15 protein-coding genes are annotated in these 14,284 nt (G+C 71.7%); 7 read left to right on the top strand and 8 right to left on the bottom strand.

Annotated elements, in window-relative coordinates:
* Positions 1-90: 90 nt before the first annotated feature.
* Entirely contained in the window at positions 91-312 is a 222-nt protein-coding gene (locus JUB13_RS02185; protein ID WP_207476814.1) for a DUF1127 domain-containing protein, read from the top strand.
* 70 nt (positions 313-382) lie between these two features.
* On the opposite strand, the gene JUB13_RS02180 is transcribed toward JUB13_RS02185, so the two are convergent.
* Positions 383-1,468, bottom strand: a complete 1,086-nt coding sequence (locus tag JUB13_RS02180; protein ID WP_207476812.1) for an ATP-dependent 6-phosphofructokinase — start codon at positions 1,466-1,468, stop codon at positions 383-385.
* A 158-nt stretch (positions 1,469-1,626) separates the two neighbouring features.
* Here JUB13_RS02180 and JUB13_RS02175 point away from each other — a divergent pair, with 158 nt between their 5' ends.
* From JUB13_RS02175 to JUB13_RS02165, 3 genes are read left to right on the top strand one after another with little or no spacing between them, the layout of a single operon-like run.
* Complete coding sequence (locus tag JUB13_RS02175) at positions 1,627-1,827, top strand: YdcH family protein (RefSeq protein ID WP_207476810.1); 201 nt, start codon at positions 1,627-1,629, stop codon at positions 1,825-1,827.
* 59 nt (positions 1,828-1,886) lie between these two features.
* A complete protein-coding gene (gene purE / locus JUB13_RS02170; RefSeq protein ID WP_207477424.1) occupies positions 1,887-2,351 on the top strand; it encodes a 5-(carboxyamino)imidazole ribonucleotide mutase in 465 nt (154 codons plus the stop codon).
* On the top strand, positions 2,351-3,445 hold the full coding sequence (locus JUB13_RS02165; RefSeq protein ID WP_207476808.1) for a 5-(carboxyamino)imidazole ribonucleotide synthase: 1,095 nt from the start codon (positions 2,351-2,353) through the stop codon (positions 3,443-3,445). The genes purE and JUB13_RS02165 overlap by 1 nt, the downstream gene beginning before the upstream one ends.
* A gap of 51 nt (positions 3,446-3,496) precedes the next feature.
* On the opposite strand, the gene JUB13_RS02160 is transcribed toward JUB13_RS02165, so the two are convergent.
* Positions 3,497-4,225: a DUF2189 domain-containing protein gene (locus JUB13_RS02160; protein ID WP_328702843.1), complete on the bottom strand. Its 729-nt coding sequence runs from the start codon at positions 4,223-4,225 to the stop codon at positions 3,497-3,499.
* A gap of 183 nt (positions 4,226-4,408) precedes the next feature.
* The gene (locus JUB13_RS02155; RefSeq protein WP_207476804.1) at positions 4,409-4,591 is read right to left on the bottom strand and encodes a DUF4169 family protein; all 183 of its coding nucleotides are present in this window, start codon (positions 4,589-4,591) and stop codon (positions 4,409-4,411) included.
* A gap of 143 nt (positions 4,592-4,734) precedes the next feature.
* Here JUB13_RS02155 and JUB13_RS02150 point away from each other — a divergent pair, with 143 nt between their 5' ends.
* From JUB13_RS02150 to JUB13_RS02140, 3 genes are all read left to right on the top strand, one after another.
* The gene (locus tag JUB13_RS02150) at positions 4,735-8,208 is read left to right on the top strand and encodes an AsmA family protein (protein WP_207476802.1); all 3,474 of its coding nucleotides are present in this window, start codon (positions 4,735-4,737) and stop codon (positions 8,206-8,208) included.
* A gap of 113 nt (positions 8,209-8,321) precedes the next feature.
* Entirely contained in the window at positions 8,322-9,104 is a 783-nt protein-coding gene (locus JUB13_RS02145) for a 3-hydroxybutyrate dehydrogenase (protein ID WP_207477423.1), read from the top strand.
* 28 nt (positions 9,105-9,132) lie between these two features.
* Entirely contained in the window at positions 9,133-9,783 is a 651-nt protein-coding gene (locus tag JUB13_RS02140) for a formyltransferase family protein (RefSeq protein WP_207476800.1), read from the top strand.
* A gap of 13 nt (positions 9,784-9,796) precedes the next feature.
* Here the strand turns inward: JUB13_RS02140 and JUB13_RS02135 are convergent, their stop codons facing one another.
* Genes JUB13_RS02135 through ssuD form a run of 5 tightly spaced genes read right to left on the bottom strand, consistent with a single transcriptional unit; the run spans position 9,797 to position 14,222 of the window.
* Complete coding sequence (locus tag JUB13_RS02135) at positions 9,797-10,813, bottom strand: alpha/beta hydrolase fold domain-containing protein (RefSeq protein WP_207476798.1); 1,017 nt, start codon at positions 10,811-10,813, stop codon at positions 9,797-9,799.
* The gene (locus JUB13_RS02130; RefSeq protein ID WP_207476796.1) at positions 10,810-11,361 is read right to left on the bottom strand and encodes a flavin reductase family protein; all 552 of its coding nucleotides are present in this window, start codon (positions 11,359-11,361) and stop codon (positions 10,810-10,812) included. The genes JUB13_RS02135 and JUB13_RS02130 overlap by 4 nt, the downstream gene beginning before the upstream one ends.
* A 21-nt stretch (positions 11,362-11,382) precedes the next feature.
* On the bottom strand, positions 11,383-12,180 hold the full coding sequence (locus tag JUB13_RS02125) for an ATP-binding cassette domain-containing protein (protein WP_236024657.1): 798 nt from the start codon (positions 12,178-12,180) through the stop codon (positions 11,383-11,385).
* A gap of 10 nt (positions 12,181-12,190) precedes the next feature.
* Positions 12,191-13,054, bottom strand: coding sequence for an aliphatic sulfonate ABC transporter permease SsuC (ssuC, locus tag JUB13_RS02120; RefSeq protein WP_207476794.1), 864 nt, complete (start codon positions 13,052-13,054; stop codon positions 12,191-12,193).
* A 10-nt stretch (positions 13,055-13,064) separates the two neighbouring features.
* Complete coding sequence (gene ssuD / locus JUB13_RS02115; RefSeq protein WP_207476792.1) at positions 13,065-14,222, bottom strand: FMNH2-dependent alkanesulfonate monooxygenase; 1,158 nt, start codon at positions 14,220-14,222, stop codon at positions 13,065-13,067.
* Between the last annotated feature and the right edge of the window lie 62 nt (positions 14,223-14,284).

Genomic DNA, 14,284 nt, shown 5'->3' with positions numbered 1-14,284 from the left:
CGGTTTGTGGACTAGTTCACATCCAGCCGGCGCGCCTGCCGATAGGGTCGGGATCAGACGGGCCCGCCCCGTGAACCGCAGGAGGCCAGCATGTCACAGATTGCCGAGACCTTCCGACCCACCACGCCTTCGGGGCGTCAGCCCGGGCTGCTCGGGCCAGTACGCCTGGTGCTGCAGCGTTGGTGCGAGCACCGCCGCAAGCGGCGCGCCCTGATCCATCTCGCAGGGCTCGACGACCACCTGCTCCGCGACGTCGGTATCACCAGGGGCGAGCTCTACCACGAGATCGCCAGGACAACCTGGCGCTGGTGAGGCTGCGGGCGGGGCGGCAGGACGGGATGCGGATTCCCGTCGCCGTCCTGCCGCCCGGCAACCGTCGGACTCAGTCGCCCAGGCTGATCCCGAGCCCGCGCGCCGTCTTCACGAGGGCGTCGTCGAGCCCGACCTCGTTGTAGGTCTCGATGGCCTGCTCCAGCGGCACGTCGATGACCTGCCGGTTCTGCCAGGCCACCATGCGATCGAACTTGCCCTCGGCGATCAGGTCGACCGCATGCACCCCGAAGGCGGAGGCGATCAGCCGGTCGCGCGGGCTCGGCATCGAGCCGCGCTGGACATGGCCGAGCACCGTCACCCGCGTCTCGGCCCCCGTGCTGCGCGCGATCTGCTCGCCGATGTAGTTGCCGATCCCGCCGAAGCGCTTCTGTCCGTCGGCGAAGGCCTTCTGCATGGCCTCGCCCTCGGAGGTGCGAACCGCCTCGGAGACCACGACCAGAGCGAAGTTGCGCCCGGTCTGGCGGACCTGGCGGATCTTCTGGGCGACGGAATCGATGCTGTAGGGGATCTCGGGGATCAGGATCACGTCGGCCCCGCCGGCGATGCCGGCCTGCAGCGCGATGTGGCCGGCGTCACGGCCCATGACCTCCAGCACCATCACGCGGTGGTGGCTGGCCGCCGTGGGCTGCAGCCGGTCCAGCGCCTCCGTCGCGACCTCCACCGCCGTGTCGAAGCCGATCGACAGCTCGGTCATGTTCACGTCGTTGTCGATGGTCTTGGGAATGCCCACCAGGTTCATTCCGCCCTTCGCCGCGAGCTTCCTCAGGATCGCGAAGCTGCCATCGCCGCCGATGCCGATCAGCGCGTCCAGGCCGAGCTCGCGGTACCCGCCGATGATCTCGTCGCTGCGGTCCTTCACCGTGCCGTCGGACATCGGGAAGGCGAAGGGATTGCCCTTGTTCGTGGTGCCCAGCACCGTGCCGCCCAGGCGCATCATGGTGCCGCTCACCATGCCGAGGTCCAGCCTGTCGTACTGGACCGGCCGCGCGAGCAGACCCATGGTTCCCTCGCGGATACCGATCACCTGCCAGCCGTAGGTCAGGATCGCCCGGTGCACAACCGCCCTGATCGCCGCGTTCAGTCCGGCGCAGTCGCCGCCGCTGGTCAGAATTCCGATGCGTTTGTTGCCGCTCATGAACGCTCCGGTGCATGGATTTGGCGCGCCGCAGTCTCTCCCATTGGAGCCCGGGCCGCAATGCTCGTAAACCCTCTCCGGGGGCCGGGAATTCTGCTATAAGACCGCCCTCGTCCGCCCCACGAGCCCACTTCAACACCCGGGATGCGTCGTCTGTCATGGAAGAACGGGAAGCGCTGTTCGAGAAGCTGGCCATGCTCAAGACCGAGCATCGCGACCTCGACGAGGTCATAGCGAGGCTGGCGGGGCAGACCGTCTACGACCAGCTTCAGCTCCAGCGCCTGAAGAAGCGCAAGCTGCTCCTGAAGGACATGATTGCGCGCATCGAGAGCAAGCTGCTACCGGACATTATTGCCTGAAAGGCCCGAGAGACCCCGTGACACCAGCCGATCCAGGCCGGCCGCTGGTCGGCATCATCATGGGCAGCCAGTCCGACTGGGCGACCCTGCGGCACGCAGCCGAGACGCTCGAGGCGCTCGGCGTCCCCCACGAGACCCGCATCGTCTCGGCCCATCGCACGCCGCACCGGCTGGTCGAGTATGCGGGATCGGCCAAGGGGCGGGGGCTCAAGGTCATCGTTGCCGGCGCCGGTGGGGCGGCACACCTGCCCGGCATGTGCGCCGCCATGACGCTGCTGCCGGTCTTCGGCGTCCCGGTGGAGAGCCACGCGCTCAAGGGGATGGACAGCCTTCTGTCGATCGTCCAGATGCCCGGCGGGATTCCCGTAGGGACCCTGGCGATCGGCAAGGCCGGCGCCATCAATGCCGCACTGCTGGCGGCGGCCGTGCTGGCCCTTCAGGATCCCGCGCTGGCCGAGCGCCTGGACGCCTGGCGCGCCCGGCAGACTGCCTCGGTCGCCGAGGCGCCGGCGGAGGACGCGTGATGGCGGAGCCGCGCATCGTCGCCCCCGGCGGCACGATCGGGATCCTTGGCGGCGGCCAGCTCGGGCGCATGACCGCGCAGGCGGCGGCCCGGCTCGGCTACCGCGTGCACGTCTACCACGACGAGCCCGATGCCCCCTGCTGTCAGGTCACGCCACTGCAGACCATCGCCGCCTGGGACGACCTGGAGGCCCTGGCCCGCTTCGCCCGCGCGGTCGACGTGGTGACGCTGGAGTGGGAGAACATCCCCGTCCGGACACTGGCCTTCCTTCAGCAGTTCGTCCCCGTGCACCCGGGGCCCGGCGTGCTCGCGATCACCCAGGACCGTCTGCTCGAGAAGGACTTCGTGAACCGCCAGGGGGTGCCCACCGCACCGTGGCGCCACGCGCGCACCGAGGCCGAGGCGGTCGCCGCCTTCGCCGAGCTCGGCGGCCCGGCGATCCTGAAGACCGCCCGGCTCGGCTATGACGGCAAGGGGCAGGTGCGCCTCGATCCCGGCGCCGATGCCGCCGCCGCCTGGCGGGGGCTTGGCGGCGTGCCGGCGATCCTGGAGGGTTTCGTGGCCTTCACCTGCGAGGCCTCGGTGATCGTCGCGCGCGGTCAGGACGGCACAGTGCGCTGCTATCCCCCCGTGGAGAACCGCCACGAGTCCGGCATCCTGGCCGAGACGATTGCCCCGGCCGCGCTGCCAGGGCGCGTCCGTGCCGATGCGGAGGGCATCGCGCGCCACCTGGCCGAGGCCCTGCAACTCGTCGGCGTGCTGGCGGTCGAGATGTTCGTGACCCGAGAGGGGGCTGTCCTCGTGAACGAGCTGGCGCCGCGGCCGCACAATTCGGGCCATTGGACGATCGATGCCTGCGTCACCAGTCAGTTCGAACAGCTCGTCCGCGCCGTGTGCGGACTGCCCCTGGGCGACACGGCCGCGATTTGCGACGCCGTGATGCGGAACCTGATCGGCGACGAGGTCGAGACCTGGCGCGAGGCTCTCGCATCCGACGGCCTGCGCCTGCACCTCTACGGCAAGGCCGAGGCGCGGCCCGGCCGCAAGATGGGACATGTGACGCGCCTGATCCCGTCGTCCCGCCCTGGGGGCTGAGCAGGGGGACGGAGGACGGCTGGGCCGGCGCGGGGCGCCGGCCCATGGACGTCAGTCCGCCACCAGGTCCTTGTAGGCGTGCCAGGAGGCGTGCGCGATCAGCGGCATCGCCAGGGCAAGGCCGATGAAGGCCGTCGACAGGCCCGCCGCCGTGAACAGTGCGATCAGGGCGGCCCAGCCGGTCATGGCGCGCCAGTTCAGGGTCACCGCCCTGATGCTGGTGACCACCGCGGTGAAGACGTCGCAGTCGCGGTCCAGCAGCATGGGCACCGAGACGGCGCTGATTGCGAAGACCGCCGCGGCGATCGCACCACCGGCCAGCGTGCCGACCGCCAGGAACGGCAGCCCCGCGGTCGAAAAGAGGACGAGGTCGATGAAGCCGCGCAGGTCGACCGGCGGCTGCAGCCCGAAGAAGAGCGCGAAGAGAAGCAGCGCCGTGCGCACCCAGAACAGGAGCGCCAGCGCCAGGATGAGCCCGACCAGCGAGAGCTGGACGGCGTTGCGCGAATAGGCCCGGACCGCGGCGCCCAGCGAGACCGGCTCGCCGGCGGCAAGCCGGCGGCTGACCTCGTAGAGCCCGACGGCGACCAGGGGGCCCACCAGCATGAATCCGCAGGCCAGCGGCAGGATCAGGTAGAACATACCGGCCGCGGACAGGCCTACCGCCAGGGCCAGGCTCGCCGGCACCAGGGCCGCGCCATAGAGCAGGCTCACCTGCGGCGCCCGGGCGACGTCCCGCCACCCGAGGGCCAGCCAGACCCAGGGTCTGTCGAGTCTCACCTGCCGTACCGCCGGAAGGGCTCCGCCATGCGCTGCCCGTCCGTTCTGCGACTGCGATGCCGAGTTCATTTCCGCCTCCGCCCGAGGTGAGGCATGCCTCAACGCCTCTCGGAGACGAAGCTACGTTGGTCCGTCAAACAAAGGAATACGGTATTCCCCTAGCATGGTTCGGCAATGCCGGCATCAGGCGGGGTCGTCGAGCTTCTTGCCGTCGAGGTCGCGGCCGATCTTCTGGCTTTCCTCGCGGTCCCGGCGTCTTTCCTCCTTCGTACGGCCGAAGCGCGTACGGTTCTGCTCGGCCAGGGTTTCCTTGTCGCGGCGGGCGCGTTCCTTGCGGAAGCGGTTGAGGTTGACGACCTCGCCCATGTACACCTCCTAGGGGTCGGGGCCGGCGCCTGCCTCAGCGCCGATTTGCTTACTTCCTCCTGCTTCTTTAGCTTAGCGCGCGGGGCCGGAGGTTCAACGGGCCCTTTCGGGACCGGATCGGCGGAACGGCATCGGCGGATCGCGTGAAGAAGTTCCTCATCGGTGTGCTGTTCGTCGTGCTGGCGGTGCTTGGCATCGTCCTGGTCGCGCCGAGCCTGATCGACTGGAACCGGTACAAGGACGAGATCGCCTACCGCGTCAGCGTTGCGACCGGCCGGACCCTGACGATCGCCGGCGACCTGGACCTGACCGTGCTGCCGCGGCCGACGCTGCGGGCCACGGGGGCGCGGCTCGCCAACCTGCCCGGCGCGGCAGAGGCCGACATGGTCCGCATCGGCGAGCTGCGCGTACGTGTCGCGCTGATGCCGCTGCTCTCGGGACAGATCCAGGTCGAGAGCATCACGCTGGTCGAGCCGGTCGTCGCGCTGGAGACGCTGCCCGACGGGCGGCGCAACTGGCAGTTCGGCTCGCAGCCCAGCGGCTTCCTGGACACCGTCCGGCTCGACCAGGTGCGCATCGAGCGCGGCACGGTGGTGTACCGCGACGACGCGACCGGGGCGATCGAGCGATTCGAGTCGATCGACGCGTCCATCGTCGCGGGCAGCCTGGTTGGACCGTTCCAGATCCAGGCCGGCGTGACGGCGCGCGGCGTTCCCTTCGACGTCGAGGTCTCCGCTGGACGGGTCGGGGAGGGCGGGGCCCTGCCGCTCCGCGCCTCGGTCCGCCTGCGCGGCACCGAAACGGTGCTGCGTTTCGCCGGAATCGCGACGACCGGCCCGAATGCGCGGCTTCAGGGCGACCTGCGGGCGGAGGGAGCCGACCTGCGCCGCCCCCTGGGCGCCGTGCTGACGGCCGCCGGCCGGGGCCCTGCCGAGGAACTCCCGAGGCTGCTTCAGCAGTCCTTCAACCTGCGGACCTCCTTCACGGCCTCGGCGCGCCTCGTCGAGCTGAACGGCGTCGAGCTGCAGGTCGGCGAGACGCGCGGCTCGGGCAGCATGCGCTTCCGGCCTGGTTCGCCCGAGAGCGGCAGCGACGACCTGGAGCTGACGCTCAACGTGAACCGGCTGGATCTCGACGCCTGGCTCGCCCTGCGTCCCGCGGAGACCCAGCAGGGTCAGGGCTCGGGCTCGGGGGCCGTGGCCGACAATCCCGGCTTCACGCTGCCCACCGATCTCGGGGCGAGGCTGACGCTGGGCGTCGACGCCATCGGATATCGCGGCAGCATCGTGCGCCAGGCCCGGCTCGAGGGTCAGCTCGCCGACGGCGTGCTGACCCTGGCGCGCGCGGGCGCCTCGCTGCCCGGGGGGTCCGAGCTGTCGGCGGCAGGCACCATCGGGGCGGCCGACGGCTGGCCTGAAATGGCGCTGACGGTCGAGGCCACCTCCGACAACCTTCGCGCCCTGCTGGAATGGGCGGGCATCGACGTCGCGCGCGTCCCGGCCGACCGGCTGCGGAAATCCTCGCTGGCCGGCACCCTGACCGGTACCCCGCAGCAGCTCCAGCTTTCAGGGGTCGATCTGCGGGTCGACACGACGGTCGCAAGCGGCGCGGTGTCCTTCGCCAACCGGGAGCGGCCGGCCTTCGGCGCGCGGCTCGAGGTCGACCGACTGAACCTGGATGCTTACCTGCCCCAGGACGGGCAGGGCGGGCGTCGTTTCGAGGCCGGCTGGCTTTCAGGGTTCGATGCGACCCTGGATGCCCGGTTCGCAAGCTTGACCCTGGCCGATACCCAGGTCCAGGACCTGCAGCTCGATGCGACGCTGGCCTCGGGATCCCTGACGCTCCGCCGCGCCGAGGCGCGGGACGTGGCCGGCGCGAACCTGTCGCTCACCGGCACCATTGCCTCGCTCTCGCCCCTCGGTGGGCTCGATCTCGGCGTCAACGCGGCAGCGGAATCCGTGGCACCGCCGCTGCGCCGGCTGGGCATCGAGGCCCCGGTGCCGCCCGATCGCCTTGGCCGTGTGACGGTCCAGGGGCGCATGACCGGAAGCCTTGACCGTCTCGGGCTGGAACTGGACGCCGCGGTGTCGCAGGGCCGGCTGCAGGTCGGCGGCGCGGTGGACCGCCCCTTCGCCGACCCGACCTGGGACGTGAAGCTACGCGGAACCTGGCCCGAGGGGCGGAGCTTCGCGAGGCTGTTCTGGCCGGACTGGCGGCCGGCCGAGCTGGGCACGCTGGACGTCTACGCCGAGATCGGCGGAACGGCCATGGCCCTGTCGGTCTCGGGGATCCAGGGCGTCGTGGGGCCCATGTCGGTCACCGGCGAGGCGACGGTGGACTTGGCCGGCGAGCGCCCGCAGGTCCAGGCGCAGCTCGCGACGGGCGAGCTCATGATCGACCGGTATCTGGAGGCACCCGTGGCCGGCGCGCGCCCGCGCTCGCCGCTTGGCGTCGCGCTGGCCATTGCGCCGCCGCAGAATGCCGAGCTGCGCCTGACCGTGAATGCCCGCGCCCTGGCCGCCGGCGAATGGCGGGTGGACGAGCCGTCGCTGACGCTGGTGGCAGCACCCGGGGCCTGGACCCTGGAGCGCCTGGAGGGAGGCTTCCGCGGCGGCCGGCTGGGGCTGGACGGCCGTATTGCCCGGAACGAGAGCGGGCGTGCCGAGCTCGGCGCCTCCGCGACCGTCACGGGCGCGACGCTTCAGGACGGGCTGGTGCCCGGCCCGGCGCAGGGGCAATCCCAGGGGCAATCCCAGGCGCAGGCTCAGGGACAGGGTCAGGCGCGCATCGATCTCGCCGGCGGCCGCTACGACCTGTCCGTCGAGCTGAGCGGCGAAGGCGCTGCGGAGGCAGGCCTGCTGCGTTCGCTGGACGGGCGTGGACGGTTCCTGTTCCGCGACGGCACGGTGACGGGCCTGGACCTCGGCCAGCTCGCGCCGCCGGCCTTCGAACGGCTGCAGGAGGGGACCGGCCTCGCGCGCGGGCTGCGCGCCCTGCTGGACAAGGCGCTGAGCTCCGGCAGCACCCCGGTCGAGCGGGTGGAGACCGGCTTCACCCTGCAGGATGGCGTCATCGCGACCGAGGGCCTGAGCCTGGCCTCGCCCGCGGGATCGGTGACTGGCGGCGGGCGCATCGACACGGTGGAACGGCGCGTCGATCTGAACCTGGAAGTGCGTCCCGCCGGGCTCGGCGACCTGCCGCCGCCGCGTGTCGCTATCACTGGCCCGCTGGCGGCGCCCCAGCGAGCCGTCGCGGCCGACGAGCTCGAGGCCGCGCTCGCGCAGCGTGCCGAGGCGGCAAGGCGCGCCCGCGCCGAAGAGCAGCAACGCCTGGAACAGCAGCAGCGCCAGGAGCAACAGCGGGCCGAACAACAGCGGGCCGAGCAACAGCGGGCCGAGCAGCAGCGCCAGGAGCAACAGCGGGCCGAGCAGCAGCGCCAGGAACAGCAGAGGCAGGAGCGGCAGCGGCAGGAGCAGGAGCAGGAGCGGCAGGAACAGCAGCGCCAGGAACAGCAGAGGCCGCCGGCATCGGCTCCGGCCCGGCCGCCGGCACCGACCGCCGGCGAGGATCAGCCCGAAGGCACCGTGCGGGGCATCCTGGACCGGCTGCGACAGTGATTGCGGCGCCGGCCTTGCCGCGAGCGGCGTGGATTCCCGGCGCGGAACCGCTTAGAACGGGTGCCGCCGCGCTGCGGCTCAGCGCCGGCGGGGACTAGAGGAAAGGCATGGACATGCTGAAGGGTAAGACCGCCATCGTCACCGGCTCCACCAGCGGGATCGGGCTGGGCATCGCGCGCGCGCTAGCCGCACGCGGCTGCGCCGTGATGCTGAACGGCTTCGGCGACGCCGCCGAGATCGCCCGGATCAAGGACGGGCTGGCGGCGGAGTTCGGCGTGCGCACGGCCTATGCCCCCGCTGATATCGGCGATGCCGGCCAGGTGAAGGCGATGGTCGACCAGGCGGCCGAGGAGCTGGGTTCCGTCGATATCCTGGTGAACAACGCAGGCATCCAGTTCGTCGCCCCGGTCGAGGAGTTCCCGATCGAGAAGTGGCAGCAGGTGATCGCCATCAACCTGTCCGGCGTCTTCTACGGGATCCACCATGCCCTGCCGCGCATGCGCGAGAAGGGCTGGGGGCGCATCGTGAACATCGCCTCTGCGCACGGGCTGGTCGCCTCCGTGTCGAAGTCCGCCTATGTGGCGGCGAAGCACGGCGTCGTCGGCTTGACCAAGGTGGTCGCACTGGAGACCGCCGGCAGCGGCATAACCTGCAACGCGATCTGCCCGGGCTGGGTGCTGACGCCGCTGGTCCAGAAGCAGATCGACGCGCTGGCGGAGCGCGAGGGCATCCCGCTCGATGCCGCCAAGAAGAAGCTACTGGGCGAGAAGCAGCCCTCTGGCAGCTTCGTCACCCCCGAGCAGCTCGGCGAGTTCGCGGCCTTCCTGTGCACCGATGCCGCGGCCGAAATGACAGGGGCTGCTCTGACCATGGACGGCGGCTGGACGGCCCAGTGACGGACGCGGCCCGGAGACCGCCAGGCCCATGCCGAGCGAGATCCTGCTGCTGACAGGGGCGCGCGAGGCGCCCCACCTGTTCGAGTTCCTGCAGCGGCAGAACTCCCTCGCCGCCCTGCATTACTGCGGCACCCTCGCGCAGCTCGAGGCCGCGGCGCGGCCCGGTGCCCTGCTGATCGCGTTCCTGACCGGCATCGTGGTGCCCGAGGCCGTGCTGCAGCGGCTGGGGCGGCCCGCTTACAACTTCCATCCCGGGCCGCCCCATTGCCCCGGTCGCTACCCCGAGAGCTTCGCGGCCTATCGCGGCGAGACCCGGTTCGGCGCCACCGCCCATGTGATGACCCGGCGTGTCGACGAGGGCGAGATCGTCGGGGTCGAGTTCGTCGACGCGCCGGCCGGGGCGGGCCAGATGCAGCTCGCGGAGCTCGGCTATGCGGCAGCGATCCGCCTGTTCGGGCGCCTGGCGCCGCGCCTTGCGACGGACGACGCGCCCCTGCCGGGCATCGGGCTCGCCTGGAGCGGTCGCAAGACCACGGCCGCCGAATACGATGCGCTGTGCGAGATCACACCCGACATCGACGCCGAGGAGTTCGCCCGGCGGCTGCGGGGCTTCGGCGAGAACCCCGCGACGCCGCTGCACCTGACCTTGCACGGACGCCGCTTCGTGATGGGGGGCTGAGCGCCGCCGGCGCTCACCACCCCGTCAGGCCCACGGTAGGGTCGAGTTGGGCGCGCAGGGCCATCGCCGCCTCGGTGACCGCGTCGTCGGCGGCGGCAACCCGTCTACCCATGGTCGCGAAGCCATGCGGCAGCCCGCGCCGGACCTCCAGCCTGTGCGGCACGCCCGCCTGCCTCAGCCGGTCCGCCAGCCGCAGCGTGTCGTCCAGTAGGCAGTCGAGCCCGGCTCCGACGAGCAGCATCGGCGGCAGCCCCCGAAGGTCCGCATTCAGCGGCGCCGCGCGCGGGTCGGGCGTGCCAGCCTCGCCCGGGGCATCGCTTCCGAGATACTGGTCCCAATACCAGCGCATGCGTGCGCTGGTCAGGCCGAAGGCGCCGCCGCCGAAGCGGCGGTGCGATTCCGTGTCGAAGTCCCGCGCGAACATCCCGTAGAACAGCAGGCCGCAGGCGATGCGCGGAAGGTCCGCCGCGCGGCAGGCGAGCGCTGCCGCCAGCGCCAGGTTGGCGCCCGCGGAATCCCCGCCGACGGCGAACCGATCGGCATCGAGGCCGAGCGCGCGCGCCGAAGCGGCGACCCAGCGCAGCACGGCCAGCGCCTCCCCGTGCTGGTGGGGGAAGCGCCGTTCGGGCGCCTTGGCGTAGCCGACGCCGCAGACCACGAAGCCGGTTCGCAGGGCCAGCGTGCGCATCAGGCGGTCGTGTGTGTCGAGGCTGTTCAGCACGAAACCGCCGCCGTGGAAATAGACGAGCACAGGCAGGTCCGGCCACAAGGAGCCCCGGTAGAGCCGGATCGGGATCTGCCCGGCGGGACCCTCGACCACGTGCTCCTCGGTCCCGACCGCCGGCCGCGGCCCGGCATCGAGGAACCGATGGAACCGCTCCGCCGCCATGCGCGCTTCGGCCAGCGGCTGCGCCGTCGGGTCGGCCGGCGCGGCGCCTCGGCGGGCGGCCTCCGCATAGAGCGCCACCACCGCGGGGTCCAGCTCCCCGGCCGCGGGGACCCGGCCGCGCCTTGCCGCCGCGGCCGTCATGGCCGCCCGCCGAGGCCGGCATAGCCGGCCTGCCAGTAGAGAAGGGCATCGGCGGCCGAGCCCAGATGCACCGCCTTCACGCGGCCGACTACGATCGCCTGCGAATGACGCGGTATCAGCTCCTCAAGCTCGCAGTCCAGCGCCGCCGGCGCATCCGCCAGGATCGAGGCGCCGGTCGCCAGCGCGATCCAGTCCGCCCCCGCATACCGCTCGGGCCCCTTGATGCCGCCCCTGCCAGAAAAGCGCTCGGCCACGGGTTGGTGGCGCTCGGCCAGGACGTTGACGCCGAAGGCCCGGAAGCGCTCGAGCACGGGAAGGCTGGACCCCGCCACGTTCAGGCCGAAGACGACGCAGGGCGGTTCCGCCGACAGCGACGCAACCGAAGTTACGGTCAGCCCGGTGCGCTCGGCGCCCGAGCCCGTCGTGACCACGCTGACCCCGCTGGCGAGCCGGCGCAGGGCGCCGCGGAAATCGGCCGGATCGGCATCGGGGGCCGGCGGGTCGAATTCCTGTCCCGGAAGCGGCAGGAAGGCTCGGGAGATCGTCATGGATGGGCTCCCATCGGGCGTTCAGATCATATAGTCCGGCTGGTCTCGGTCCTGCCGGAGCAGGATCCGGAGAATCCGCTCCTCGAGCGCTGCCAAGGCCACCGAGCCGCGCCGCCGCGGCCGCGGCAGGTCCACTGGCAGGTCGAGTGCGATCCGGCCCTCCTCGATCAGGAGGACGCGATCTGCCAGGGCCAGCGCCTCGGAGACGTCATGGGTGACGAGGACCGCGGTGAAGCCTTGCTCCCGCCAGACACGCTCCAGCAGGGATTGCATCCCGATGCGGGTCAGCGCGTCCAGTGCCCCGAAGGGTTCGTCCAGGGCGAGGAAGCCGGGCTCGCTGACCAATGCGCGGGCCAGGGCGACCCGCTGCCTCTGGCCGCCCGAGAGCGCCGCCGGCCAGTCCGCCTCGCGGCCGGACAACCCGACGGCGGCCAGGGCTTCGAGAACACGCGCAGGCGCGCCCGGCTCCTTGCGCCGCGGGCCGAGGCCGACGGCGACGTTGTCCGCGACCCGTGCCCAGGGGAGCAGGCGCGCCTCCTGGAACATGATCCGCGCGGCGGTCGGCCGCTCGAAGGCGATCCGGCCCCCGTCGGGGGCGTCGATCCCGTTGAGCAGGCGCAGGAGCGTGCTCTTCCCGCAGCCGCTGGGCCCGACGACGGCGACGAACTGGCCGGCCTCGACGGCCAGGTCGATCCCGCGAAGGACCTCCCGCGGGCCGAAGCTCCGCCTTACGCCCAGGAGCGCGATCCCGACGCCCCGCCGCGGTGCGGTCGGTTCACCTACGGCCATCGGGTCCCTGGCGATGGTGATGGCTGTCATGAATGTCTCCTCATGCGTCCCGGAAGCCGGGATGCCAGGCCAGGAAGCGGCGCTCGAGCGTGCGCACGACCACGTCGGCGAGCTTCCCGAGCAGCGCGTAGACGAGGATCGCCAGGATCACGACGTCCACCAGCATGAACTCCCGCGCGTTCATGGCGAGGTAGCCGATGCCGGAGCGCGCCGCGATCGTCTCGGCCACGATCAGCGTCAGCCACATGATGCCGAGCGCGTAGCGCAGCCCGACCAGGATCGAGGGCAGCGCGCCTGGCAACACCACCCGGCGGAACAGCTCGAGCCCGCCCATGCCGTAGCTGCGCGCCATCTCCAGGAGTTGGGCGTCCACCGTCCGGATGCCGTGAAAGGTGTTCACGTAGACCGGGAAGAGGACGCCGAGCGCCACCAGGAACAGCTTCGCCTCTTCGTCGATGCCGAACCAGAGGATCACCAGCGGCACGAGGGCGAGGTGGGGGATCGTCCGGACCATCTGGATGGAGCTGTCGAGCAGGCGCTCGCCGCTGCGCGAAAGCCCGTTCAGGAGGCCGAGGGCGAAACCGAGGCCGCCGCCCACCACCAGCCCTGCGACGGCGCGGGCGGTGCTGGCCGCAATATGGTCGGCGAGTTCGCCGCTGAGCGTCAGGCGCCACCCGGCGGCGAGAACGCTTGCCGGGCCCGGCAGCACGTTGGAGCGGAGGAGCCCCAGGCTGGCGGCGGCCTGCCAGGCCACGACCAGCGCGATCGGAAGCAGCCATGGCACCAGCGCTTGGCGCAGTGGGGCGGATGCCGCCACTCCCGGCAGCGCCCGCAGGCGACGGCGCGCCGCGGACACGCCGGCCAGGGCGCCCGGCCCCGGAAGCGCGTGGCTCTCGTTGGTCATGGATCCGTCCTTAGGAGGCGGCGGCGACGCGGATGCCCGTGCCGCTGATGCCGAACTCGCCCACCTGCGTCTCGTGTACGGGGGCGCCGCCGGCCCTGATCCCGAGATGCGGGAACAGCAGCTCAGCCACGGTGTATGCTTCCTCGAGGTGCGGATAGCCCGAGGCGATCACGGTCTCGATGCCGATGTCCTGGTATTCGCGCAGGCGCGCCGCGACCGTCGCCGGATCGCCGACGAGCGCCGTGCCAGCTCCGCCGCGGACGAGCCCGATGCCGGCCCAGAGATTCGGCGCGATCACCAGGGAGTCGCGCCGGCCGCCGTGGAGCTGGCTCATCCGCTTCTGGCCCACGGAATCCGATTCCTCGGCAAACTTCCTCTGGGCCGCGGCCACTGCCTCGTCCGGCAGCCGGGAGATCAGACGGTCGGCGGCGGCCCAGGCGTCGGCCTCGGTCTCACGCACGATCAGGTGGATGCGCAGCCCGAACCGAACCGTCCGGCCATGACGCGCCGCCCGCCGCCGCACGGCGTCGAGCTTCTCCGCGACCTCCGCCGGGGGCTCTCCCCAGGTCAGATAGACGTCCACATGCTCGGCCGCGACGTCCAGCGCCGGGTCCGACGAGCCGCCGAACCAGATTGGGGGCCACGGCTTCTGGACCGGAGGGAAGCCGAGCGCGGCACCCTTCACGCGAATGTGCCGCCCCTCGAAGTCTACGACCTCGCCGGCCAGGACGCGGCGGTAGACCGACAGGAACTCGGCCGTGTGGGCATAGCGCTCGTCATGGCCCAGGAAGATGCCGTCGCCGGCAAGCTCGCCCGGGTTCCCGCCGGTCACCACGTTCACCAGGAAGCGGCCGCCGCTGATGCGGTCGAGCGCCGCTGCCTGCCGCGCGGCATAGGTCGGCGAGGCCACGCCAGGCCGAAGCGCCACCAGGAAGCGCAGGCGCTCGGTCGCCGGGGCCAGGGCGGCGGCCGTCACCCAGGGATCGTCGCACCCGCGCCCCGTGGGGATCAGGACGCCGCCAAAACCCAGCCGGTCGGCCGCCTGGGCGATCTGGCGGAGATACCCGATATCGGCCGGCCGGTGCCCCTCGGTCGTGCCGAGATAGGTGCCGTCGCCCGAGACGGGGATGAACCAGAAGAGATCGAGGGGATTGCGCGAGATGGTCATGGGAGTCTCGTCCCGTCGGTGGATCGGTGAATGGGGCGGGGGATCGGAAGGCGCGGCGGAGA

This window comes from Arenibaculum pallidiluteum, assembly GCF_017355985.1.
Classification (GTDB): Bacteria; Pseudomonadota; Alphaproteobacteria; order Azospirillales; family Azospirillaceae; genus Arenibaculum; species Arenibaculum pallidiluteum.
This window is presented reverse-complemented; position numbering and strand designations above follow the sequence as displayed.

Excerpts from the sequence above, each read along its gene's own strand:
- JUB13_RS02130 (WP_207476796.1), bottom strand. The coding sequence starts at position 11,361 with ATGACGATCTCCCGAGCCTTCCTGCCGCTTCCGGGACAGGAATTCGAC.
- ssuC (WP_207476794.1), bottom strand. The coding sequence starts at position 13,054 with ATGACCAACGAGAGCCACGCGCTTCCGGGGCCGGGCGCCCTGGCCGGC.
- ssuD (WP_207476792.1), bottom strand. The coding sequence starts at position 14,222 with ATGACCATCTCGCGCAATCCCCTCGATCTCTTCTGGTTCATCCCCGTC.
- JUB13_RS02135 (WP_207476798.1), bottom strand. The coding sequence starts at position 10,813 with ATGACGGCCGCGGCGGCAAGGCGCGGCCGGGTCCCCGCGGCCGGGGAG.
- JUB13_RS02185 (WP_207476814.1), top strand. The coding sequence starts at position 91 with ATGTCACAGATTGCCGAGACCTTCCGACCCACCACGCCTTCGGGGCGT.
- JUB13_RS02145 (WP_207477423.1), top strand. The coding sequence starts at position 8,322 with ATGCTGAAGGGTAAGACCGCCATCGTCACCGGCTCCACCAGCGGGATC.
- JUB13_RS02140 (WP_207476800.1), top strand. The coding sequence starts at position 9,133 with ATGCCGAGCGAGATCCTGCTGCTGACAGGGGCGCGCGAGGCGCCCCAC.
- JUB13_RS02180 (WP_207476812.1), bottom strand. The coding sequence starts at position 1,468 with ATGAGCGGCAACAAACGCATCGGAATTCTGACCAGCGGCGGCGACTGC.
- JUB13_RS02125 (WP_236024657.1), bottom strand. The coding sequence starts at position 12,180 with ATGACAGCCATCACCATCGCCAGGGACCCGATGGCCGTAGGTGAACCG.
- JUB13_RS02155 (WP_207476804.1), bottom strand. The coding sequence starts at position 4,591 with ATGGGCGAGGTCGTCAACCTCAACCGCTTCCGCAAGGAACGCGCCCGC.
- purE (WP_207477424.1), top strand. The coding sequence starts at position 1,887 with ATGGGCAGCCAGTCCGACTGGGCGACCCTGCGGCACGCAGCCGAGACG.
- JUB13_RS02175 (WP_207476810.1), top strand. The coding sequence starts at position 1,627 with ATGGAAGAACGGGAAGCGCTGTTCGAGAAGCTGGCCATGCTCAAGACC.
- JUB13_RS02165 (WP_207476808.1), top strand. The coding sequence starts at position 2,351 with ATGGCGGAGCCGCGCATCGTCGCCCCCGGCGGCACGATCGGGATCCTT.